The 22336-nt window shown below is 66.3% G+C and carries 21 protein-coding genes, 2 tRNA genes and 2 pseudogenes; 12 read left to right on the top strand and 13 right to left on the bottom strand.

The window, feature by feature from the left end:
• A complete protein-coding gene (locus N0A20_RS09250; RefSeq protein ID WP_260583632.1) occupies window positions 1-963 on the top strand; it encodes a hypothetical protein in 963 nt (320 codons plus the stop codon).
• Window positions 964-1097: 134 nt separating this feature from the next.
• Here N0A20_RS09250 and N0A20_RS09245 read toward each other — a convergent pair whose 3' ends face one another.
• Window positions 1098-2081 carry a phytanoyl-CoA dioxygenase family protein gene (locus N0A20_RS09245; protein ID WP_260583630.1) on the bottom strand — a complete coding sequence of 328 codons (984 nt, stop codon included), beginning with the start codon at window positions 2079-2081 and terminating at the stop codon, window positions 1098-1100.
• A gap of 369 nt (window positions 2082-2450) precedes the next feature.
• Between N0A20_RS09245 and N0A20_RS09240 the strand changes: the two genes are divergently transcribed.
• Both N0A20_RS09240 and N0A20_RS09235 read left to right on the top strand, forming a co-directional pair.
• Complete coding sequence (locus N0A20_RS09240; protein ID WP_260583628.1) at window positions 2451-3200, top strand: helix-turn-helix domain-containing protein; 750 nt, start codon at window positions 2451-2453, stop codon at window positions 3198-3200.
• 76 nt (window positions 3201-3276) lie between these two features.
• Window positions 3277-4287, top strand: coding sequence for an NAD(P)H-dependent flavin oxidoreductase (locus N0A20_RS09235; RefSeq protein ID WP_260583626.1), 1011 nt, complete (start codon window positions 3277-3279; stop codon window positions 4285-4287).
• Window positions 4288-4299: 12 nt separating this feature from the next.
• On the opposite strand, the gene N0A20_RS09230 is transcribed toward N0A20_RS09235, so the two are convergent.
• The 4 genes from N0A20_RS09230 to N0A20_RS09215 all read right to left on the bottom strand — a co-directional run bounded on the left by N0A20_RS09230 (window position 4300) and on the right by N0A20_RS09215 (window position 8632).
• Window positions 4300-6405, bottom strand: coding sequence for a prolyl oligopeptidase family serine peptidase (locus tag N0A20_RS09230; protein ID WP_260583624.1), 2106 nt, complete (start codon window positions 6403-6405; stop codon window positions 4300-4302).
• A 68-nt stretch (window positions 6406-6473) separates the two neighbouring features.
• Window positions 6474-6896 (bottom strand): DUF4112 domain-containing protein, encoded by a 423-nt coding sequence (locus N0A20_RS09225; protein WP_260583623.1) that lies wholly within the window; start codon window positions 6894-6896, stop codon window positions 6474-6476.
• A gap of 54 nt (window positions 6897-6950) precedes the next feature.
• Window positions 6951-8465: an ABC transporter substrate-binding protein gene (locus N0A20_RS09220; RefSeq protein WP_260583621.1), complete on the bottom strand. Its 1515-nt coding sequence runs from the start codon at window positions 8463-8465 to the stop codon at window positions 6951-6953.
• Between the two features lie 81 nt (window positions 8466-8546).
• Window positions 8547-8632 (bottom strand) — tRNA-Leu (locus tag N0A20_RS09215).
• Between the two features lie 90 nt (window positions 8633-8722).
• Between N0A20_RS09215 and N0A20_RS09210 the strand changes: the two genes are divergently transcribed.
• On the top strand, window positions 8723-9670 hold the full coding sequence (locus N0A20_RS09210; RefSeq protein ID WP_260583619.1) for an ABC transporter ATP-binding protein: 948 nt from the start codon (window positions 8723-8725) through the stop codon (window positions 9668-9670).
• The gene (locus tag N0A20_RS09205) at window positions 9667-10434 is read left to right on the top strand and encodes an ABC transporter permease (protein WP_260583618.1); all 768 of its coding nucleotides are present in this window, start codon (window positions 9667-9669) and stop codon (window positions 10432-10434) included. Before N0A20_RS09210 ends, N0A20_RS09205 begins: the two co-directional genes overlap by 4 nt.
• Before the next feature lie 21 nt (window positions 10435-10455).
• Here the strand turns inward: N0A20_RS09205 and N0A20_RS09200 are convergent, their stop codons facing one another.
• On the bottom strand, window positions 10456-10734 hold the full coding sequence (locus N0A20_RS09200) for an integration host factor subunit beta (protein WP_260583617.1): 279 nt from the start codon (window positions 10732-10734) through the stop codon (window positions 10456-10458).
• A gap of 198 nt (window positions 10735-10932) precedes the next feature.
• Window positions 10933-12648, bottom strand: a complete 1716-nt coding sequence (rpsA, locus tag N0A20_RS09195) for a 30S ribosomal protein S1 (protein WP_260583616.1) — start codon at window positions 12646-12648, stop codon at window positions 10933-10935.
• A 376-nt stretch (window positions 12649-13024) separates the two neighbouring features.
• Here rpsA and N0A20_RS09190 point away from each other — a divergent pair, with 376 nt between their 5' ends.
• Complete coding sequence (locus N0A20_RS09190; protein ID WP_260583615.1) at window positions 13025-14314, top strand: adenylate/guanylate cyclase domain-containing protein; 1290 nt, start codon at window positions 13025-13027, stop codon at window positions 14312-14314.
• Here the strand turns inward: N0A20_RS09190 and N0A20_RS09185 are convergent.
• The 3 genes from N0A20_RS09185 to aroA are packed head-to-tail and all read right to left on the bottom strand — an operon-like array spanning window position 14298 to window position 16515.
• Window positions 14298-14927, bottom strand: a complete 630-nt coding sequence (locus N0A20_RS09185) for a d(CMP) kinase (RefSeq protein WP_260583613.1) — start codon at window positions 14925-14927, stop codon at window positions 14298-14300. The genes N0A20_RS09190 and N0A20_RS09185 overlap by 17 nt on opposite strands.
• On the bottom strand, window positions 14924-15190 hold the full coding sequence (locus N0A20_RS09180) for a CBU_0592 family membrane protein (RefSeq protein ID WP_260583612.1): 267 nt from the start codon (window positions 15188-15190) through the stop codon (window positions 14924-14926). The genes N0A20_RS09185 and N0A20_RS09180 overlap by 4 nt, the downstream gene beginning before the upstream one ends.
• A complete protein-coding gene (gene aroA, locus N0A20_RS09175; RefSeq protein ID WP_260583610.1) occupies window positions 15187-16515 on the bottom strand; it encodes a 3-phosphoshikimate 1-carboxyvinyltransferase in 1329 nt (442 codons plus the stop codon). The genes N0A20_RS09180 and aroA overlap by 4 nt, the downstream gene beginning before the upstream one ends.
• 125 nt (window positions 16516-16640) lie before the next feature.
• Between aroA and N0A20_RS09170 the strand changes: the two are divergent.
• Window positions 16641-16965 (top strand): annotated as a pseudogene (locus N0A20_RS09170) (TIGR02300 family protein).
• A gap of 104 nt (window positions 16966-17069) precedes the next feature.
• Window positions 17070-17145 (top strand) — tRNA-Ala (locus tag N0A20_RS09165).
• A 55-nt stretch (window positions 17146-17200) separates the two neighbouring features.
• Here the strand turns inward: N0A20_RS09165 and N0A20_RS09160 are convergent.
• A complete protein-coding gene (locus N0A20_RS09160; protein ID WP_260583609.1) occupies window positions 17201-17647 on the bottom strand; it encodes an RrF2 family transcriptional regulator in 447 nt (148 codons plus the stop codon).
• Between the two features lie 248 nt (window positions 17648-17895).
• Here N0A20_RS09160 and N0A20_RS09155 point away from each other — a divergent pair, with 248 nt between their 5' ends.
• The 4 genes and pseudogenes from N0A20_RS09155 (at window position 17896) to N0A20_RS09140 (ending at window position 20322) form a co-directional block, all read left to right on the top strand.
• Window positions 17896-18366, top strand: a complete 471-nt coding sequence (locus tag N0A20_RS09155; RefSeq protein WP_260583608.1) for a hypothetical protein — start codon at window positions 17896-17898, stop codon at window positions 18364-18366.
• 34 nt (window positions 18367-18400) lie between these two features.
• Complete coding sequence (locus tag N0A20_RS09150) at window positions 18401-19063, top strand: hypothetical protein (RefSeq protein WP_260583607.1); 663 nt, start codon at window positions 18401-18403, stop codon at window positions 19061-19063.
• Window positions 19050-19685, top strand: coding sequence for a hypothetical protein (locus N0A20_RS09145; protein ID WP_260583605.1), 636 nt, complete (start codon window positions 19050-19052; stop codon window positions 19683-19685). The genes N0A20_RS09150 and N0A20_RS09145 overlap by 14 nt, the downstream gene beginning before the upstream one ends.
• Window positions 19686-19718: 33 nt before the next feature.
• A pseudogene (locus N0A20_RS09140) lies at window positions 19719-20322 on the top strand (HD domain-containing protein).
• A 185-nt stretch (window positions 20323-20507) separates the two neighbouring features.
• Here N0A20_RS09140 and N0A20_RS09135 read toward each other — a convergent pair.
• Both N0A20_RS09135 and radC read right to left on the bottom strand, forming a co-directional pair.
• A complete protein-coding gene (locus tag N0A20_RS09135) occupies window positions 20508-21308 on the bottom strand; it encodes an enoyl-CoA hydratase-related protein (protein WP_260583604.1) in 801 nt (266 codons plus the stop codon).
• 263 nt (window positions 21309-21571) lie between these two features.
• On the bottom strand, window positions 21572-22252 hold the full coding sequence (gene radC, locus N0A20_RS09130; protein ID WP_260583602.1) for a RadC family protein: 681 nt from the start codon (window positions 22250-22252) through the stop codon (window positions 21572-21574).
• Between the last annotated feature and the right edge of the window lie 84 nt (window positions 22253-22336).

Genomic DNA, 22336 nt, shown 5'->3' with positions numbered 1-22336 from the left:
ATGCACATCTTCTCCGAAGCCGACGATCGCCCGCATGTCCCGACCGACGATCCGCTGTGGCAGGAAAGCAGCCTGTTCGTCTGGCACGACCGCCAGGCGGGCGTCGGCGGCTTCTGGCGGCTGGGGCAGGAACCGGTCGCCGGGGCCGTGAACAGCTGCTTCGGCGTCTTCACGCACGACGGCCTGCGCTTCCGCTCGAACGTCACCGGCGCGCCGCTCGGCGCGGGCGACCGGGGCGAGGCGCATATGGGATGGGGGCCGCATCTGCGCGTGCTGTTCGACGGCGATGCGCATATCGCCGCCGACTTTCCCGATTGCGAGGCCGATCTGCGCTTCGCCGATTTCCACCCGCGCTTCGACTATCATGCGATCGCCATGCCCGGTCGGCAGCTGGCGGGCGCCGCGCATCATTTCGAGGTGTCGGGCCGTATGAGGGGCACGATCCGCATCGGCGACCGCGAGGTGGCGATCGACGCGCTCGGCTATCGCGACCGGTCGTGGGCGCGGCGCGACTGGTCGACGAGCCGGGGCACGCGCTGGTGGCCCTGCGTCTTCGGGCCGGACCTGACGACGCACGTCATCCATCTGGTGCAGGAGGGGCGGGTGCTGAAGGTCGGCTATGTCTGGCGCGACGGCGGGACGATCGCGATCGTCGACAGCGACGTCGTCGTCGAGCTCGAATCCGACGCGCTCACCCCGCGCGCCGGGCGCGGCGTGCTGCACCTCGCCAATGGCGAGACGTTGCAAATCGCCTGCGACCGCAGCGACGCGATCGTGATGCATGTGCGCGGCTATACCGCGGTCGAGACGATCGGCACCGCGCGCCTGGGGACGCGCGTCGGCATGTCGAACCTGGAGGTCAGCAGCAACGCCGCCGGCGGGTCGGCGCTGCCGCTCTGCACGCTGGGTTCGAACGCGGCCGAGGGGGTTTCGCACCGCAAGAGAGATGTGCATCAAATATGAGCCGTTCGCCCTGAGCCTGTCGAAGGGCCGTTCTTTCTTCTGACAACGAAAGAGAAGAACAGTGCTTCGACAAGCTCAGCACGAACGGTGTTGAGTTGATCGCGGTTCAGGTAACATCGCCCTCCCATCGGAAGTCAGTTCTCCGACGCCCGGCGCAGCGTTTCGGCGTGGTCGCCGTCGAAGACGACGACGATGCGCTTGCCCGGTGCCGCGCTCGGCACATAGTCGGCGCGCTTCTGGCGCACGCCCGGATGCTCGATGCGGATGAAGGTGTCGTCGTCGACCGTGAAGCGGCGCTCGGCGCCGTCGGCGGTGCGGACGCGGATGCTGTCCTCGTCGGCCGCGACGATGTCGGCGAGCAGGACGCGCGGGTCGGCGGCCGACTGCACCCGCGTGTCGATCGTCACCCGGCAGCGGTTCGAGGTGTTGGGCATGCTGGCGTGCGGGGTGCAGGGATTGAGGATCAGCACGTCGCCGGGAAAATAGTCGGTCGTCGCCCAGCTGTCGGCGGGGATCACGCCCTCCGGAATCGAACTCGGCGTCTTCGCCACATTGTGGAAGAAACCGCGGTTGCACTGGCGCACCGCGAGCATCAGCCCGCCGACCTCGCGCTCGCAATTGGTGAGGGGGGTCCACACCGGCTTGTAATTCCGGATGCCGGGGCTGAAGAAGCCGTCCTGGTGGACGCCGGTGATCGACCCGCCAGGCGGATAGGCGCGATACTGGACGATCGGGAGGATGCAGGCGGGCTCGCCGAGAATCTTCTCCATCAGTTTCATATTCGCCGGATTTTCGATCAGCCGCCGCGCGATGCCCGAAAATTCGGGGCTTTCCTCCATGCCGCCGGGCGAGGGGGTGCCGGTCCACACGGGCTCGGTCGCGCCGGGCGCGATCAGCCCGTGGCGCTCCATCACGGCGAACATCGCCTGACGTGCTTCCTCGACCGAGGCGGGATCGAGTACGCCGCGCAGCAGGATGTAGCCTTCCTCGTCGTGGAAGCGCATCAGTGCATCGTGAGCGTCGAGCAGATGGTTGCAGGATTCGAGCTCGCGCACCGGCTTGACGCTCATCACGTCGAGATCCTTTGCGTCGGGCATGTAAAGCGGCTGGGTCGCCATGGCCTGTCCTTTCGCTCCTCTCCGCCCGCAATCCCTGTCGCGGGCCGTCGTTGCGGTGATTGTGCGCCGCCGGTGCTCTCGACAACAAGGGGCGATATTGACATTATAGAGGGGCAAAATTCCGGATCGTCCCTATGTCCTTTCTCGTCGCCGTCGTCACTTCGCCCGGCTATGTCGCCCCCCTCGGCGCGATGGTCGACGCTCATGCGCGGCTCGGCGAGGTGTTCGCGACCAACCCCGCGCTCGGCGACTATGCGCGGATGCAGACGGGGCTGCGGCTGCTGGCGGCGGAGGGCGACCGGATCGAACTGGTCGGCGGGCGCGGCTTTCCGGCCGACGGCCAAGCTGGCCGAGGCGACCGCGCCGCGTATGATTTTCCTTCCCTCCTTCCAGCTGCCCGATCCCGATGCGTTCGAGCAGCGGCTGCCCGCCTTTGCGCCGCTTCACCGCTGGCTGCACGAACGGTCGGCGGAGGGCATTCAGATTGGGGCCTGTGGGGCGAGCGTGCTGCACCTTGCCGCGGCGGGTCTGCTCGACGGGGCCGGCTGCGCGGCGAGCCCGCGGTTGGTCGGAGCACTGCGGCGGCTGTTTCCGCGCGTGCAGGCCGATACCGACAATGTCATCCGCCGCGCGGGCAACCTTTGGACCTGCAGCCGCGATATCGACAGCGCGGCGCTGGTCGCGCGCCTGTTCGCGGAGGCCTTCTCGCTCACGCTCGGACGCAGCCTTGCCGCGCGCGAGCCGCCGGGCCCGCTCGCCGGGCCGCTGGCGGCCGCGACCGATCCCTTCGTCGCGCGCGCGCAGCTTTGGATCCGCGACCGCTTCACCCGGCGCTTTCGGATTTCCGATCTCGCGCGCGACCTCGGCGTCAGTCACCAGTCGCTGATCCGCCGGTTCCGCGCGGCGGGGTCGGCGAGCCCGCGCGAGTTCGTCCAGCGGACGCGCGTCGATGCCGCCATGTCGATGCTCGCCGAAACCAGCCGCTCGGTGACCGAGATCGCGCAGCTCGTCGGCTATGCCGATGTTCCCTCGTTCCGCCGCGTCTTCACCGCCGCGACGGGCGTATCGCCCAGCGCCTGGCGGCGCGAACGCCGGACATCCCCGCGCACGCACTCTTGACAATCGCGATGCGGGCATCGAGAAAACATATAAATGATTAAGGGGAATGCGCCGGAGCGCGCGGAGGAGGAATGTCATGGCTCTCGATCCCGCGCTGCGCGACCGCTTGGTGCTTCCCGCCGTCTGTGCACCGATGTTTCTGGTCAGCAATCCGGCGATGGTGATCGCCGCATGCCAGGCGGGCATCATGGGCGCGCTGCCGCGGCAGAATACACGCAGTTTCGAGCAGTTCGAGGCGTGGCTACAGGACATTCGCGCCGCACTCGACCTTCATGCCGAGAAAAATCCCGGCGCGCGTATCGGCCCGCTGGCGATCAATCTGGCAACGAAGATGGAACCCACCGAGGCGGCGCAGCATCTCGATGCCTGCAAGCGTTACGGCGTCGACATCATCATCAGCGCGATCGGCAATCCCGCCGACCTGACCGCACGCGTCCACGATGCGGGCCTGAAGATTTTCCACGATGTCGTCTCGATGCGCTTCGCCGAAAAGGCGATCGCGGCGGGGGTCGACGGAATGACCTGCGTCGGGGCAGGCGGCGGCGGCCATTCGGGCAATATCGGGCATCTGGTGCTCGTACCGCGCATCCGGCGCATCTTCGACGGCACCTTGCTGATGGCGGGGTCGATCTCGACCGGCGCGGCGATCCGCGCCGCGGAGATATTGGGCGCCGACCTGGCCTATATGGGCACGCGCTTCATCGCCACGCAGGAGGCGGCGATCGATCCGGCCTATGCGGCGATGCTGGTCGGAAACCACTCCGAAGACCTGATGTTCACGCCGAAGATCGCGGGCGTCGCCGCCAACTGGCTGCGGCCGTCGATGGAGCGGCTCGGGCTCGACCCGAAAAACCTGCCGCAGCCGACGGTGGCGCACGGCCGGGGTTATGACCATTTGCCTGAAGGCGTCAAACCGTGGAAGAATCTGTGGTCGGCGGGGCAGGGCATCGACCTGATCGACGATATTCCCGCGATCGCCGACCTTGTCGTCCGGCTGCGCGCCGAATATGTCGCGGCGTGCGAGGCGCCGGCCTTCGCCGATGTCGCGCGGCTCGTCGATCGGGCGCTGGACGCCCCCGCCGACTGAGCCCATCGGCGGTTATTTCTTTTCGGTCAGTTCGCGCAGCAGGAAGGCGTGAAGCATCGCGGCGCGGATCGCGTCCTCGGCATGGTCGGCGCCGACCGAATGACCGCCCTCGATATATTCGTGATAATAGACCGTGTTGCCATAGTCCTTCAGCCGCGCGGCGAATTTGCGGGCGTGGCCGGGGTGAACGCGGTCGTCCTTGGTCGAGAGATAGAGGAAGATCGGCGGATATTTCACGCCCTTTTTGATGTTCTGATAGGGCGAATATTTCGAGATATAGGCCCAGTCCTCCGCCTTGTCGGGGTCGCCATATTCGTCCATCCACGACGCGCCCGCGAGCAATTTATTATAGCGTTTCATGTCCTTGAGCGGCGAACCTGAGATCACGGCGCCGTACAGGTCGGGGCGCTGCTCCATCGCGGCGCCGACGAGCACGCCGCCGTTCGAGCGGCCCGAGATGGCGATCTTTTCTTTCGCGCTGACCCCGGTCTTCACCAGATCCTCGGCGACCGCATGGAGGTCGTCGAAGCTGTTCTGGCGCTTCTCGAACAGCGCCGCCTGGTGCCACGCGGGGCCATATTCGCCGCCGCCCCGGATATTGGCGAGCACATAGGCATTGCCGTCCTCGACCCAGAAGAGCCCGAGCGGGCCGGCGCGGTAGGGCTGGCCGGTGAGGTAGCCCGGCGTCTGCGCGGTGCGGAATCCGCCATAGGCGTGGACGAGCGCGGGGACAGGTCCTTTCGCGCCCTTCTTGCGGACGAGGAAATAGGGCACCTGGGTGCCGTCCTTCGACGTCGCAAAGCGTTTTTCGACGCTCATCTCCCTGGCGTCGAACACGGCGGGCAGGCTCTGGACCGCTTGCGGCGCGCCGGTCTCGCCGACGGCATAGAGCGTCGGCGGCTGGAGCATCGTCTCCGTGGTCGCGAAGACCTGGTTCCGCGCCCCGATGGTGCCCCCGATCTGCACCGTCGCGTTGGTGGCGAGCGGCACCTCCTTCTGGCTCCAGCGTCCGTTCGGCTGGTCGCGGCGCAGCGCGAAGAGTTTGCCCTCGACATCGTCGAGCGCCTTGACCCACAGCACATCGTCGGTGGCGGCGACATTTTCGATCGCCTGCGCCTTGGTCGGCGTCATCACCGGAACGAACGGCACCTGATCGCCGCGCGCCATCGTGTCGAGCGGCAGCGCGAGCAGGGAGCCGGCGGCAAAATCGGCGTAATCCTCGTTGAGGAAAATGATCGCCTGACCGTCGATCACCGCGCGCAGATCGGCGGTCTCGGGAATGACGGTGCTCGTATAGCCGTCGCCGCCGGGCTTCGGCAGATAATAGGTGCTGGTGTAGAAGCTCTTGTTGCGCGTGATGACCGGCCAGCGCTTGCCGCCGTCCATTTCGGCGCCGACGCCGACGCCGACATCATCCGTCTCGCCCTCGACCAATGTCTCGGCACTGGCGAGCGGGGTGCCGCGTTTCCAGCGCTTGACGATGCGCGGATAGCCCGAGGTCGTCATGCTGCCCGGCCCATAGTCGGTCGCGACGAGCAGCGCGTCGGCGCTTTCCCACGTCACCGCGCTCTTGGCGAGCGGCACGGTGAAGCCGCCATCGACGAAGCTTTTGGTCGTGCGGTCCCATTCGCGCACGATATCGGCGTCGGTGCCGCCGGGGCTGAGCGAGACGAGGCAGCGGGTGTATGCGGGGGCGAGGCAGTCGGCACCGTGCCAAACCCAGCTCTGCTTCTCCGCCTTGCCGAGCGCATCGACGTCGATCAGCACTGTCCACACCGGCTTTCCGGCCAGATAGGCGTCCAGCGGGCTTTGCCGCCACAGACCGCGCGGATTGGCGGCGTCGCGCCAGAAACCGGTGACCATGTCCCCCATCACCTCGCCGGGCATCGCGATCTGGCGATCGTCGTCGAGGATTGCGCGCGCGCGCCGGCGGTCGGCCTCGAAGCCGGGGCGGGTGAGGATCAGCCGGTCGGTTTCGGCATTTTCGGCCCTGACCCAGTCGAGCGCCTTCGTGCCCTCGATATCCTCGAGCCACAGATAGGGATCGTCGGCCTCCGGCGCGGCGAGCGCGGCGACGGAACAGCTGAGGGCGAGCGCGGCAAGCGGGGCGCGAAACATCTTGGTCTCCGGAAACGGGATGGATGGCGCTGTGCTAGCACCATCACACAGCCCGATGGAAGACCGGGTTATTGATCGATGATCATCGTGCCGGGGTGGTGCTTGTCGAGGTGCTTCTTGATGATCCTGAGGTTCCGGCTGTTCGAGCGGAACAGGAAGTCGAAGGCGTCGCCCGCGATCGGGATCGCGCCCACCGCCGTGTCGAAGCCCAGATTGCCGATCATGCGCCAGATCTTCCATTTCGGCATGCCGAGGTTGCGGGCTTCCCAGATCAGGTAGGCGCCCATCGCCGCGGTGATCACGTCGCCGACCACCGGAACCAGGCCGACGATCGCGTCGAGGCCCACGGGGCGGTTGATGCCGGGGATGACGAAGCTGCGTTCGAGGATGATCTCCAGCGTCTCGACGCGCTTGCGCAGCGCGGCGGGGTCGCGGCGATTGGGGATCAACGCATCGAACATCGCGTCGGTGTCGGGAGTCGAAGGGGCCATCGGGGTCCTTTCATGCGGCGCCCGGACTTGGGCGCCCCAAAACTATACGGTGTGTTAGTTGGGTAGGGCAATCAGGCGATTCAAGGGGTGCTGGCCGCGGCCGTTGGCGCGCAGCCCGGTCAGCCGCTGCGACGCGACCGACCAGCGCAGCGGCGTCGCGAGCGGGATGAAGGGCGAATGGTTCGCGAGCAGTTCCTCGGCCTCGCCGATCAGGCGCGCACGGTCGGCGGCGGTCGTCGCGGCGCCCGCCTCGTCGATCCGCTCCTGCGCATCGCGATGGCAGAAGGTATCGGGGCGGCACGACAGGCGGCGCAGGCCCCACAGCGCGTCGTCGTTGGGCATGACCTCGTCGATCAGCCGCAGATCGGCCGCCGCTCCGGCGGGGACGCGCCGGCTGGGCACGCCGAGCCGGGTAAAGTCGGCGGCGATATAGGCGTAGAGAATGCGGCCGCCGGGTGTGTCGGGGACGGCGATCCGCAACGTCTCGATCTCGCGCCCGTCGGCGCGCCAGGCATCGACGACGCGCTTTGCCTGCACGAAGCGCGACTGTTCGTCGAAATCGGCCCAGGCGGGGAGCAGCGGCGCGGGGCCGGCCGCGCGCGAGTAGAGATCGGGGCGTAGCGTCAGTTGCGGTTCCCATTCCTGAAGCCCGAAGGCGCCGATCAGCCGCTCGCGGCGGACCGCGCGCGACAGCGCTTCGCGATTGGCCTGGACCGCGAGGAAATTGCCGGTGCCGACGAAGCTGAATCCGAACAGCCCCGGTACGGGGTCGACGACGAGCCGCGAGCGGCCAATGTTCGAGGCGGCGAAATAGGGGAGGGTGGAAAAGCGCCCGCCGATGACCCCGTCGGCATAGCCGTTCTTGAAGCGCGCGAGTGCCCCCGCTGGTGAGGTGCCGACGAGTTCGATCGACGCTGCGGGATCGTCCGCCGCGGCCTCGGCCGCTTCGGCGTCCTCGGCGAGCGGATCCGGCACCGGCGTCAGGCGGATCGCGCCGCCGGCCTTTTTCGCGCGCATCGGCCCCCAGCCGAGACCGCGGTTGACGATCGCCATCGACGGCTGGGCGAGCAGTTCCAGCATGCCCGGCTGCGGCACCGACAGGCGGATTTCGATGACGCTGTCGGTCATCGCCTTGATCGTCTCGATCTCCGGAAAGTCGTCCTTGAGCACATGCCTGCTGCGCGGGCCGAGATAGGAGCGGAGGATGGCGGCGACGTCGGCCGCGGTGACCCTGCGTCCGTTCGACCATTTCGCCTCGCGGATGCGAAAGACATAGCTGCGCCCGTCGGCAGTGACCGTCCAGCGCTCGGCGAGACCGACGTCGATCTGGCCGTCGCCGTCATAGCCCACCAGTCCTTGCGAGGTGACGTTGAGCAACGCGGCGTCGGCCGCCGACAATTCGCCGCCAATGGGGCTCGCCGCGGCGTCGAGCGGCCCGATCGCGGCGATCCGCACCGGCCCGCGCGCGCCGAACAGGCCGCAACTGGTCAACAGCGCCGCGATCAGGGCCGCGGCGGCGATGCGTTTGATCCCTGATCCGATTCCCGGGGTGGCGTTAGGCGGTGGCATTGCTTGACCATCATAGCCGTGCGGTTCGAAACCGGAAGAGTCCTAAACGTGGGGCGGCGCGTCCGGTTTCGTTGCTAGAGCTGGTGCGGACGGCGGGACTTGAACCCGCATGTCACGAGGACGGCAGATTTTAAGTCTGCTGCGTATACCGATTTCGCCACGTCCGCACGCCGCAGCCGGTCAAGCCGATGGCCCCGGTGAGGTCAAGCGCTGTTTGCCGCTTCACCGGCCGGGGCGGAGCCGCTAGAGGGGCAGCAATGGAAGCTGTCCTCACCATCGCCGGGCTCGGCAAGACCTACAAGGGCGGCCACACCGCGCTGTCGTCGGTCGACCTCACCATCAACAAGGGCGAGATTTTCGCGCTGCTCGGGCCGAACGGCGCGGGCAAGACCACGCTCATCAGCATCGTTTGCGGCATCGTCACCCCCAGTGCGGGCACGGTGACCGTCGCGGGGCACGACCATGCGCGCGACTATCGGGCCGCGCGTTCGCTGATCGGGCTCGTGCCGCAGGAATTGCACACCGACGCGTTCGAGACGGTGATGGCGACGGTCAGCTTTTCGCGCGGGCTGTTCGGCAAGAAGCGTGACCCCCGCTATATCGAGCAGCTGCTGCGCGACCTGACGCTGTGGGACAAGCGCGATTCGAAGATCATGGAATTGTCGGGCGGGATGAAGCGCCGCGTGATGATCGCCAAGGCGCTGTCGCACGAGCCCGAAATATTGTTCCTCGACGAGCCGACCGCGGGGGTCGACGTCGAACTGCGCCGCGATATGTGGAACATGGTGCGCTCGCTGCGCGAACGCGGGGTGACGATCATCCTGACCACCCATTATATCGAGGAGGCCGAGGAAATGGCCGACCGCGTCGGAGTGATCACCGGCGGGCGGCTGATCCTGGTCGAGCGGAAGGACGAACTGATCAAGAAGCTGGGGCGCAAGACGCTGACGCTCAACCTCGTCGAGCCGCTGGCGGCGATCCCCGCCGAACTGGCGCAGTGGAAGCTGGAGCTGGCGGGCGAGGGGAACGAACTCGTCTATGAATTCGACAGCCGCGCCGAGGCGACCGGGGTACCCTCGCTGCTGCGGCGGATGACCGACATAGGGGTCCAGTTCAAGGATCTGCACACGCGGCAAAGCTCGCTCGAGGATATTTTCGTCGGGCTGGTTCATGAATCGAATGGCGTGAAGGGAGAGGCCGCATGACCGCGAACTGGCGCGGCGTGCGCGCGATCTATCTGTTCGAACTGGCGCGCTTCGGGCGCACCGTGTGGACCAGCCTGATGCTGCCGGTGATCACCACCGCGCTCTATTTCGTCGTCTTCGGTTCGGCGATCGGCAGCCGGATGAGCGAGGTCGGCAACGTGCCCTATGGCGCGTTCATCGTGCCGGGACTGATGATGCTGACGATGTTCACCGAGAGCATCAGCAATGCGAGTTTCGGCATCTATATGCCCAAATGGACGGGCACGATCTACGAGATGCTGTCGGCGCCGCTGTCGCCGCTCGAAACGGTGATCGCCTATGTCGGCGCCGCCGCGACCAAGTCGGTGATCATCGGCGCGATCATCTTTGCCACCGCGCATCTGTTCGTCGACGTGCAGGTCGCGCATCCGATCTGGATGGCCGCGTTCATGATATTGATGGCGGTGACCTTCTGCCTGTTCGGCTTCATCATCGGCGTGTGGGCGCAGAGTTTCGAGCAATTGCAGGTGATCCCGCTGCTCGTCGTCTATCCGCTGACCTTTTTGGGCGGTGCCTTCTACTCGCTCGACATGCTGCCCGCGGCGTGGCGGACGATCACCCTGTTCAACCCCGTGGTCTATCTGATCAGCGGGTTCCGCTGGACCTTCTTCGGGCAGGGCGACGTCGGCATCGGGGTCAGCATGGGCGCGGTTGCGCTCTTCCTGACGCTGTGCCTCGGCGTGATCTTCTGGGTGTTCCGGACCGGCTACCGGCTCAAGAATTGAGCCGGTAGCGACGCGGCGGCGTCAGTTGTTGAGCCGCTCGCGCATCTCCTTGCCCGGTTTGAAATAAGGCACGCTTTTCGCCTGCACATCGACCGCCGCGCCGGTGCGCGGGTTGCGCCCGGTCCGCGACTCGCGGCTGCGGGTCGAGAAGGCGCCGAAACCGCGCAGCTCGACGCGGCCCCCGGACGCCAACTGGTCCACAATGGAATCGAAGAAAACATCGACGATCCTTTCCACCTCTTCGAGGCGTAGGTCGCTGTTTTCACTAGCGATCTTTTGAACCAGTTCTGACCGGATCATAGCTTCCCCTATCGTTGACGCGCATCTTTGCGATGCTGGCTACCGGTCGTTGCTTAAGCTCCGTGCGTGAGACCCCTCCCAACGCGGGCGTGAGACTAACATGAATCAACAGGGGCGCAAAATATATCGCCGAGATCAAAAGGCCCGCCGGACGCATCCGGCGGGCCTTCTGTCTCATTTCGGAAAGGACGGGCCCGATCAGCCCTTCTTGCCGGCCTTCAGCGCTTCGCCGAGGATGTCGCCGAGCGACGCACCCGAGTCCGACGAGCCGTACTGCGCGACGGCTTCCTTCTCTTCGGCGATCTGCATCGCCTTGACCGAGAAGCTGGGCTTTTTCGAACGGTCGAAGCCGATGACCATCGCGTCGAACTTCTGGCCGACCTGATAGCGTTCGGCGCGCTGTTCGTCGCGGTCGCGACCGAGGTCGGCGCGCTTGATGAAGCCGGTGGCGCCATCTTCGCCGGCCTGCACTTCGAGGCCGTTGTCGCGGACTTCGAGGACGGTGACGGTGACGACGTCGTTCTTCTTCACCGAACCCGCAGCGGCTGCGGTGCCGCCGCCGACGGCCGGGGCGCCCTTTTCAAGCTGCTTGATGCCGAGGCTGATGCGTTCCTTCTCGACATCGACGTCGAGAACGACGACCTGCACGGCCTCGCCCTTGCGGTGGAGGTGCAGCGCTTCCTCGCCCGAGATGCCCCAGGCGATATCCGACATGTGGACCATGCCGTCGACGTCGCCGGGCAGGCCGACGAACAGGCCGAATTCGGTGGCGTTCTTGACTTCGCCCTCGACGACCGAACCGACCGGGTGGGCCTCCGCAAAGGCACCCCAGGGGTTCGACTGGGCCTGTTTGAGGCCGAGCGAGATGCGGCGCTTGTCGCTGTCGACTTCGAGGACGATGACGTCGACTTCCTGGCTGGTCGAAACGATCTTGCCGGGGTGGACGTTCTTCTTGACCCACGACATTTCGCTGACATGGACCAGGCCTTCGATGCCGGGTTCGAGCTCGACGAACGCGCCATAATCGGTGATGTTCGTGACGACGCCCGACAGCTTCGCACCGACCGGGTACTTGGCGGCGACGCCTTCCCAGGGATCGCTTTCGAGCTGCTTCATGCCGAGGCTGATGCGCTGCGTGTCGCGGTTGATGCGGATGATCTGGACGCGGACGGTGTCACCGATGTTGATGACTTCGCTCGGGTGGTTGACGCGCTTGTAGCTCATGTCGGTGACATGGAGCAGGCCGTCGATGCCGCCGAGGTCGACGAACGCACCATAGTCGGTGATGTTCTTGACCGCGCCTTCGATGATCTGGCCTTCCTCGAGGTTGAGGATCAGGCCCGAGCGCTGTTCGGCGCGCGTTTCCTCGAGGATGGCGCGGCGCGACACGACGATGTTGCCGCGGCGGCGATCCATCTTGAGGATCTGGAAGGGCTGGGGCAGGTCCATGAGCGGGCCGACGTCGCGCACCGGGCGGATATCGACCTGCGAACCCGGAAGGAACGCCACGGCGCCGCCGAGGTCGACGGTGAAGCCGCCCTTGACGCGGCCGAAGATGACGCCTTCGACGCGGGCTTCCTTGTTGAATTCTTCTTCGAGGCGGTCCCAGGCGGCTTCGCGGCGGGCGCGGTCGCGGGACAGCATGGTTTCGCCATTGGCGTTTTCGACGCGGTCGACATAGACTTCGACTTCGTCGCCGACGTTGAGGTCGGCCTTCTGGCCCGGCATCGCGAATTCGCGAAGCGGCACGCGGCCTTCGCTCTTCAGGCCGATGTCGATCACTGCCAGGTCGTTTTCGATCGCGGTCACGGTGCCCTTGACGACGCGGCCCTCAAAGCCGCCGTCGGCGCCGCCCAGCGATTCATCGAGCAACGCGGCGAAATCGTCGCGCGTCGGGAATGCCGTAGAGGCCATGGATGTTCTTCCTTACTTCGTTTGTTTCCGGCCAAGCGGTTGGATCCGCTGGTCTTGTGGCCGAACTGCCATGCCCGCCGGATGCGGACGCGGCATCCTTCACACGCTCATCGGCGAGGTACGGACAAAGCAAAAAGGGCGCGACGAGGATGCCCCGCCACGCCCGACGCTCTCCTATGAGCGGCGGTTGTCCGTGCCTCGACCGGCGAAAACGCCCGTCGGACGGCGGGCATATAGGTGCGAAAGCCCCGATTGGCAAGGCGAAAGGTCGAGCCCGCACCGCTGCCGTGCGGGCCGCGGCAATGGGGGCTTTTCCGATAAACTTCATCGTAAGACCTCGATTCTATGCTACCCTCGGCAATCGAGAGGGGTCTCCATGCAGGCGGCGCAGCACGGCAGGTTCGCCGATCCGGCGGTCGAGGCGCGTTTCCAGGAAACTGCGCGCACGCTGCGGCTGCCTTTCGTCCGCATCTATGGCGTGCTCTTCATGCTGGTCGCGCTCGCCTATTCGATCGCCAATCCGGTGTTCCTCCAGGCGCGCGATTCGGCGCATATCGCGGTGCTGCTCGGCGCGACACTGCTGCTGGCGGGGGCCTATGTCGCGGTGACCTTCTGGCCGCGCTATATCGAGCAGCCCGCGCTCGATTTCGCGGCTTTGCTGGGCATTTCGCTGCTCGTCGGGCTGGTCAACGTGATCCTGACCGAAGAACTCATCGAACTCGACGACGACCTGCATGCGGTCGGCGCGATCAACCGGCTGGCGATCAGCGCCTTCGCGGCGGTGGCGCTCGCGGGGCGGCCGCGGCTGTTCCTGCTGTGGGTCGCGCTCGAATGCAGCGTGTTTCTCGCCACGGTGATGCCGCTGCAGGACCATGGCGCCGGCTTCTGGTATGCGATCCTCAGCTATGTCAGCGGCGCGCTGGTGATGATCGCGATCAATTTCGCGATCGACCGGTCGAGCCGCGGCGCCTTCGCCCTGTCGGAGGCGCTCGAGGCCGAGCGCGCGAAAAGCGAGGAGTTGGTCTACAACATGCTGCCGCCCGCGGCGGTCGAGCGGATCCGCGACGGGCGGATGGTCGCCGACAGCTATGCCGACGCGAGCGTGATCTTCATCGACATGGTCGGTTTCACCAAGCTCGCGCAGCGCGTGTCGCCGGGCCATCTGGTCGAACTGCTCAACGCCTTCTTCAACCACGCCGACCGCTGTGCCGCCGAACATGGGGTGGAGAAGGTCAAGACGATCGGCGACGCCTATCTGGCGATCGCCGGCGGCAACATCACCAGCGGCAACAGCGCCGACACCGCGATCGCCTTTGCGCGCGCGGTGCTGGCGGGCGTGAGCGAACTGAAGGCGGTGGCGGGAACCGAGGTCGGGCTGCGCGTCGGCATCCACAGCGGCCCCGTCGTCGGCGGGGTGATCGGCGCGACGCGCATGGCCTATGACTATTGGGGCGAGACGGTGAACATGGCGGCGCGGCTGGAGGGCACGGCGCCGGTGGGCGGCATCGCCATCTCGGAAAGCACCTGGCTGCGCGCGAAGAATCGCGGCGAATTCGGTCCGCAGCATGTCGAGATGCTGAAGGGCGTGGGCGAAACCAGCGTCTATCACGCGGCGCCGGCGGCCCCGGCGCCGGAGACGCTGCCCGAGATCAACTGGGTCGCCTGACCTTTCCCTCGACGAAGGCGATGGCGGCGGCGATCGCGGCCTCGCGGTCCATCGCCGTCGTGTCGAGCAGCATCGCGTCGTCGGCGCGGAGCAAGGGCGCTTCGGCGCGGCCGGTGTCGCGGGCATCGCGGGCATGGATATCGGCGAGCACGGCTTCATAGGTCACGTCGACGCCGCGCGCGCGCATTTCGGCATGGCGGCGATGCGCCCGTTCGGCAGCGGTCGCGGTGACGAACAGCTTCGCATCGGCGTGCGGGGCGATCACGGTGCCGATGTCGCGTCCGTCGAGGACCGCGCCACCGGGCTGGCCCGCAAAATCGACCTGGCGCTGAAACAGCGCCGCGCGCACTGCGGGGTGGATCGACACGCGGCTCGCGAGGCCGCCGGTGGTCTCGTAGCGCAGCGCCGGGTCGTCGAGCAGGCTGTCGGGGAAGCTGCAGGCGGCCAGCGCGTCGTCGGCCTTGTCGGCGTCGCCATGGTTGAGCTGCGTCTGGTAGCCGACCGCGCGGTAGAGCAGCCCGGTGTCGAGCATCGGCAGCCCGAAACGGTCGGCGAGCGCCTTGGCGATGGTTCCCTTGCCCGAGGCGGTGGGGCCGTCGACGGCGATGATCATGGCGCGGCGTTCCGGCGGCGCAGCGCGCGGGCGAGGCCCCAGATCGCGATCAGCGCCCAACAGGCTTCGAGGACGAAGGCGGCGAGATTGAAATGGACCGACAGCGATACGAGCAGGCAGATCGCGCCGACCAGGTTGAGCGCGTTGAACAGCAGCGGATCCATGGTCCGCGCCGCATTGGCATAAACGAAGGCGCCGAGGAAAATGGCGCTGCCGAACAGGCCGATGACCGTTGCGGCGGTCGCGGAGACATAGGCCGTCATCGCCGGAGACTTTCGAGCAAAGCCTCGAAACCCGGAAAGCTCGTCGCCACCGGCGCCATGTCGTCGATCGTCACCGGCGCCTTGCTGGCGAGGCCCGCGATGGCGAAGCTCATGCAGATGCGGTGGTCGAGATGGTCGGCTATGCCCGCGCCGCCGGGCAGCAGGTTGCCGCCGGTGCCGTCGATGACGAGCCCGTCCTCGCTCTCCGCGACGCGCGCACCGATCGCCTTCAGGCCGGTCGCCATCACCGCCAGGCGGTCGCTTTCCTTGACGCGCAGCTCGTCGAGCCCGGTCGTCGTCGTGCGCCCCTCGGCGAGCGCAGCGGCGACGAAGAGGATCGGAAATTCGTCGATCATGCTCGGCGCGACGGCCGGATCGACGTCGATGCCCTTCAGCGCGCTGTGGCGCACGCGCAGGTCGGCGACCGGTTCGCCGCCGACAGTGCGGGCGTCGATAAGCTCGATGTCGCCGCCCATCGCCTTCAGCACCTCGACCAGCCCCGCGCGCGTCGGGTTGAGGCCGACATTGGCGATGGTGACCTCCGATCCCGGCACGATCAGCGCCGCGACGATGAAGAAGGCGGCCGACGAGGGGTCGCCGGGAACGACGATCGTTTGCGGCGCGAGTTCGGCTTCGCCCCGGATGCGGATATGGCGGGTGCCGCCGGCGTCCGCTTCGACGCTCAGGTCGGCGCCGAAGCCTTTCAGCATCCGCTCGCTGTGGTCGCGCGTCGGCACCGGCTCGATCACCTCGGTGATGCCCGGCGTGTTGAGCCCCGCGAGCAGCACGGCGCTCTTCACCTGCGCCGAGGCGACGGGCAGGCGGTAGGACAGGGGGATGGCGGGCGCGAGGCCGCGCACCATCAGCGGCAGCCGCCCTCCGGGCGAGGCCGTTATATCGGCGCCCATCGCCGACAGCGGGTCGATGACGCGGCCCATCGGGCGCCCCGACAGGCTGGCGTCGCCGACGAACGTGGCGGTGATCGGATGGCTGGCGACGAGCCCCATCAGCAGGCGGGTCGAGGTGCCGCTGTTGCCCATGTCGAGCGCGGCGCGGGGTTGCAGCAGTCCGCCGACCCCGACGCCGTCGATCACCCACTCGCCGCCGTCGCGCCGTTCGATGCCGGCCCCCATCGCGCGCATCGCCGCCGCGGTGGCGAGCACGTCATGGCCTTCGAGCAGCCCGGTGACGCGGCTTGTCCCGACCGCCAGCGCCGACAGCATCAGCGCGCGGTGCGAGATGCTCTTGTCCCCGGGGATCGCGATCCTACCTTGGAGCGGAGCGGCGGCGGAAAAGCTGCGCGGGCTGGGACTTTGATCGGTCATGGCGTGCGGCTTTTGACAGCGGCGTTGCAATCTGGCAAGGCGCACGCCGATTTGACGGACGGCCATCCAGTTGCTGTCTCTCTTTCCGATATTTTATCCTGTTTCCAAAAGGTTATGAGGCGTTTATGGTGAAGGCTGAATGGGGCACGAAGCGTAGCTGCCCGAAATGTGCCACCCGATTCTATGATCTGACCAAGGATGACCCGGTCAGCTGCATCAATTGCGGCTATGCCTGGATCCCGGAATCGGTGCTGAAATCGAAGCAGCCGATGCCGTTCGAGGAAGTCGAAAAGCCCGGCAAGGTCGTCAAGGAGCCGGAGGCCGATGACGATCTGGATCTGGACGTCGATGTCGACGACGACAGCGATCTCGCCCGACAATGACGTCGATCTCGGCGGCGACGACGATCTGGGCGTCGCGACCGGCGACGACGAGGACGTCGAAACCTGATTTTTTGCGCAAAGGGCCAATTGGCCCCTTGCATCGGTCGTCCGCGCTGCTAAAGGCGGCCACCCGATCGCAGACACCCGATTGCGATCATATCGAAATGGCACGGGGCCTTAGCTCAGCTGGGAGAGCGCCTGCATGGCATGCAGGAGGTCAGCGGTTCGATCCCGCTAGGCTCCACCATTTCAGACAAAAAGGCCCGCTTGCGCGGGCCTTTTTTGTTGCGCGCCGCAGCGGCTTATTCCGCCGCCTCTTCCTTTTCGAACAGGGGCTGCATCTCGATCGGGTCGGCGAGGCTGATGCGGTCGAGGATCGCCGCCGTGTCGTCACGGACCTTCAGCATCAGGCTGCGCATCCGGCAATCGGCCTCGGGCAGGCAATTCTTGCAATGCTCGTGCGCGTTGCGCGCCGCGCAGGGGACAAGCGCCAGCGAGCCGCGCGTCAGCCGGACGAGGTCGCCATAGCTGATGTCGATCGGCGGCAGCGCGAGCTGATAGCCGCCGTCGCGTCCGCGCTGCGAGATGAGCAGGCCCTCGCGCGCCATTTCGGACAGGATCACGGTCAGGAATTTGGGCGGGATATTCTGTGCCTCCGCAATATCCGCAAGCTGCACCTGGCCCTTGCCCCAATGGTCGGCAAGATGCTGAAAGGCGCGGATCGTATAGCGGGTCTTTTGCGACAGCATGATATCGCTAGTGATGCATATTCACCCTTAATTCAACCTGTCTAGGTGACATTGCGGCGGGAGTTGATGAAAATCACTGCCGGTGGCATGAAGGGGCGCTATGGGGATCGCATATTGCCCGGTCCGGGTGTGCATGCGTGGAGCAAAATAATGCGGAAGATTTTGTTGGCGGCAGCCGACGGCTCTGGCCGCATGCCTGCTGGTGGTAGCGCTAAGCCGAGGCGCAGTTTGGTGGATTGCTGAGCAAGGTGACGCCAAGTCCGGCGCCGAGTTCCAGCGACAATGACAATGGCGGCTGTCCCAAGGGCAAGAAGGGAAGCGGCGCTGGGCGCGCCATTTTGGGCGGGGTGATCCGCAGCGCGGTCGGCAGCGCGGCGAGCAAGGCCGGCGTATATTCCTATGTGCCGATTTCGGCGGTGAGCGGCACGCTGACCGACGCGATCGCCTGCCGCCTCGATCCGGGCGAACAGGTGCAGGCCGCGGCGGCGACCGAAGCCGTCACGCGCGGCGAGGAAGTGGGGGCGACCGAGAGCTGGACCAGCGAGACGCGCGAAAATGTCAGCGGATCATCGACGGTGGCGTCGATCAATACCGAGAGCGGCGGCCGCAAGTGCATGAACGTGACCGACGTCGTGATCGTCGAGGGCGAGGAAACGCGCGTGTCGAAACGCATGTGCAAGGGGCCGGGTGAGCCGCGTTATGTCATTGCGGCTGCCTAAGGTCGTGCGGCCGATCGCCGCGCTCGCCGCTTTGATGTCCCTGACGGCGGCGACGCCGATGGACCCGGCGAACCCGACGTGCCCGCTCAATCCGAACTGGTCGGCGAATCCGACGATGACGCTGACGCCTGTCGTGCGTGGCGGCATGAAGGTTCTTCTGGCCGAAGGGCGTATCGACGCCGGGCTTCCCGACCGCCTGACCAAGGCGCTGGCGGCGAATCCCGATGTCGAGGAAATCTGGCTGCGCTCGCCCGGCGGCGACGCGCGGGCGGGGAATGCGGCCGGGCGGGTCGTGCGCTCCAACCTGGGGATCATCACGCGCATTCCCAGCGGATGGGCCTGTTTCAGCGCGTGCAATTTCGTCTTCATGGGCGGCCAGCCGCGCCTCGTCGATCCCGGCGGCCTTTTTATCGTCCATATGTTCACCCGCACGGGCGACCGCAGTGCGATCGACATGAGCGTCGCGATGGGCACCGACGCGACGCGCGACCTGATCGGCGACATCGAACAGGATGCCGCCCTGCTGGCCAGCGAGGACAATGACTTCCTGATCCGGATGGGCGTGTCGCGGAAATTGCTGACCGACGTCATGTACCGCCAGAAGGCCATCGCGACCGATGACGACAAGTCGACCCGCCGCTGCCTGACGCAGAAGGAGGTGAAAGCCTATAATGTCGCGAACAATGATGACGGGTAGGCGTCTTCTGCTCGCGCCATTGCTGGCGCTACCGCTCCTTGCCGCGACGCCGGGCGCGCCGGGCGGCAAGTGCGAACCGGCACGCGCCGGTTGGGATCTTCCCGAGGCGCGCCTGAGCATACAGCGCGAAGGGCGTGGCGAGACGCTGTTGATCGAAGGTAAAATCGACCGCGATCTGCCGGTGCGGCTCAAGGCCATGCTTGCCGAGCATCCCGATATCGGGGCCGTCCACTTCAATTCGGCGGGTGGCGACGGGACCAGCGCGATGGAGGCCGGAGCGATCATCCGGTCGATCGGCGGCTTCGTGACGCATGTTCCCGCCGGAGCCGAATGCACCGGCGCATGCGCCCTGCTGTTCCTCAGCGGGCATGTCCGATCGGTCGATCCGTCGGCGGTGTTCGACCTTGGACATTTTTATGATCCGCCGGGGGGATCGACGAGCGAGGCCGATGTCGCGCGGCAGAGCCTGGCTGTTTCCGGCTATCTGATCCGCATGGGCGTTTCGCGGCGGTTGCTGACCGGGACGCTCGATCGCGACGCGGCTTTGCCGGCGGCCGCGCCGCGCCAGTGCCTGACCGGCGATGAGCTGCACAGCTATAACGTTGCAAATTGGAACGAATAATTTAGGCTCTCTCCAACCAGAGGAGAGGCTGCCATGACCGATATGACGCACGATCACGCGTCCTTCCGTTCGATGATCGACGGGACGCAGGAAGATTGGGATATCATCGCGCGCGAGCAGAAGGCGTTCGCGCCGCAGAACGGCAAACGCATCCTCGACCATCTGAAACTGCTCGGCGGCGATTACGGGGGTTTTCCGGTCGACCGCCTCGAACATTGCCTGCAGACTGCGACGCGGGCCCACCGTGACGGCCGCGACGAGGAATATGTCGTGATGGCGCTGCTCCACGATATCGGCGATACGCTCGGCGCGTTCAATCATCCCGACGTCGCGGCGGCGATCCTGAAACCCTTTCTGTCAGAGGAGAATCTGTGGATCGTCCAGCATCACGGGATTTTCCAGGGCCATTATTTCTTCCACTATCTGGGCCTCGACCGCGACATGCGCGACCAGTTCAGGGATCATCCTCATTACGCGGCCTGCGCGGAATTCTGCGAGAAATATGACGCGCCGGCTGTTCGACCCCGACTATGACAGCGAGCCGCTGGAGTTCTTCGAGCCGATGGTGATGCGCCTCTGCTCCTATCCGCGCACGAGCATCTACAAGAAGGCGATGGTCGAGGAAGCGGCGGAGTAGGGCGACAGATGGAAAGCCCTCTCCTTCAGGGGAGGGCAGCGAGACTTACGAACTTGTTCGTTAGTCGCAGCGGGTGGGGGGCAGCGGCCTCGCACAAGGTTTCGGGCCCCCACCCCAACCCAGTGTCAGGTAAACCGTCCCCCGGACGGTTTACCTGACACTCCTGAAGGGGAGGGGCTTTTTGCTTACTTCCCCTTGAACGCCGTCTTGCGCTTTTCCTGGAACGCCAGCACGCCCTCGACCGCATCCTCGCTGTTGCCGGCGACGAACTGGCCCTTCGCCTCGGCGTCGAGCGTTTCGGCATAGCTTTGCGACAGGCCGGCGCGCAGAATCTGGCGCATCGTGCCCAGCGACACCGTCGGGCCGTTCGCAAGGCGCGTCGCGAGCGCGCGGGCCTCGGTCAGCAGGTCGGCGTCCTCGACGCACTTGTAGACCAGCCCCCATTCGGCCGCCTGTTCGCCGCCGATCTTTTCGCCGAGCATCATCATCTGCGCCGCGCGCGGCAGGCCGACGAGGCGTGGCAGCAGCCACGACGAGCCGCCGTCGGGAACGAGCCCGATGTTGACGAAGGCCTGGAGGAAATAGCCCGATTTGCCGACGAAGGTGAAGTCGCCCGACAGCCCGAGGCTGCAGCCGATGCCCGCCGCGGGGCCGTTCACCGCGGTGACGACGGGAATGTCGAGATTGGCGAGCGCCAGCAGCATCGGGTTGTAGCTGGTGCGCAGCGCCTTGCGGCTGTTTGCGCCGCCCCCGACCGCCGATGCCGCGCGGTCGCCGCCAAGGTCGGCCCCCGAGCAGAAGCCGCGCCCCTCGCCGGTAATGAGCAGCGCGCGCGCCCCGAGGAGGGGCAGGTGATCGAGCGCATCGCGAATCTCGTCGGCCATCGCGGGCGGCATCGAGTTGAGGCGTTCGGGGCGGTTCAGCGTGATCGTCGCGACATGGTCGGCGATGTCGAGCTTGATCGTCTCATAGGTCGGGGTCGTCATGGGGAAGAACTCCTCTCGCGGGGTGACGTCGGGCTTTACCTTTACGTTCACGTAAAGTTGTGACCGATTTGAGCGGCCAGTGCAAGGGGGGACGGGAGGAGGGGCATCTGGACGAAATGCGAGGCTGCGGCGGCGCGAAGGTGGGCGCCGCCATCGGCTCCCGAAGAGACCGGTAGCGGTCTCCACATTCACTGGCGCGGCGGCTGGGAGCAACGCTTGCCATCCGCTCCAGACAGGGCATCCCGCCGCGGCGCAGCGGTCCCTTAAATCAGCCCCATCCCGCGCATACTGCGATAATCGCCGTCGCCGACGATGATATGGTCGTGGAGCTGGATGCCCAGCTTGGCCGCCGCGGCGGCGATCTCGCGCGTGATCGCGATGTCCTGACGGCTGGGTTCGGGGATACCGCTGGGGTGGTTGTGGACGAGGATAATCGCAGCGGCACCGAGTTCGAGCGCGCGCTTGATGACCTCGCGAGCGTAGATCGCCGACTGGTCGACCGACCCCTCGCTGGCGATTTCGTCGCGCAGCAGCATGTTGCGGCTGTTGAGATAGAGGACGCGGACGCGCTCGATGTCGAGCGCTCCCATGTCGGCGCGCAGATAGTCGAGCAATGCGTCCCAACTCGACAGCAGGGACCGGCCGGCGATTTCGCCCTTCAGCATCCGCAGATTGGCCGCCTGCACGATCTTGAGCGCCGCAATAGCCCCGTCGCCGAGGCCGTCGATGCGGCGCAAGGCCTCCGGCTCGGCGCCGATCAGCTTCGCCAGCGAGCCGAATTCGCGCAGCAGCGCCTTGGCGAGCGGCTTGGTGTCGCGGCGCGGGATCGCGAGCGCGAGCAGATATTCGACCAGCTCGTAATCGGCGAGCGCGTCGCCGCCGCTGTCGAGCAGCCGCGCGCGCAGCCGGGCGCGATGGCCCTTATGATCCGGTTCATCCCCCATCGGCCGGGGAATAGCAGCTTGTGAGGCGCACTCAACGGCCATAAGGTTTGGCGTCTATGGCAACCTTCTGTCTTTTGCAGCCAA

The sequence above is a fragment of the Sphingopyxis sp. PET50 genome (assembly GCF_025244705.1).
Taxonomy (GTDB): domain Bacteria; phylum Pseudomonadota; class Alphaproteobacteria; order Sphingomonadales; family Sphingomonadaceae; genus Sphingopyxis.
This window is presented reverse-complemented; position numbering and strand designations above follow the sequence as displayed.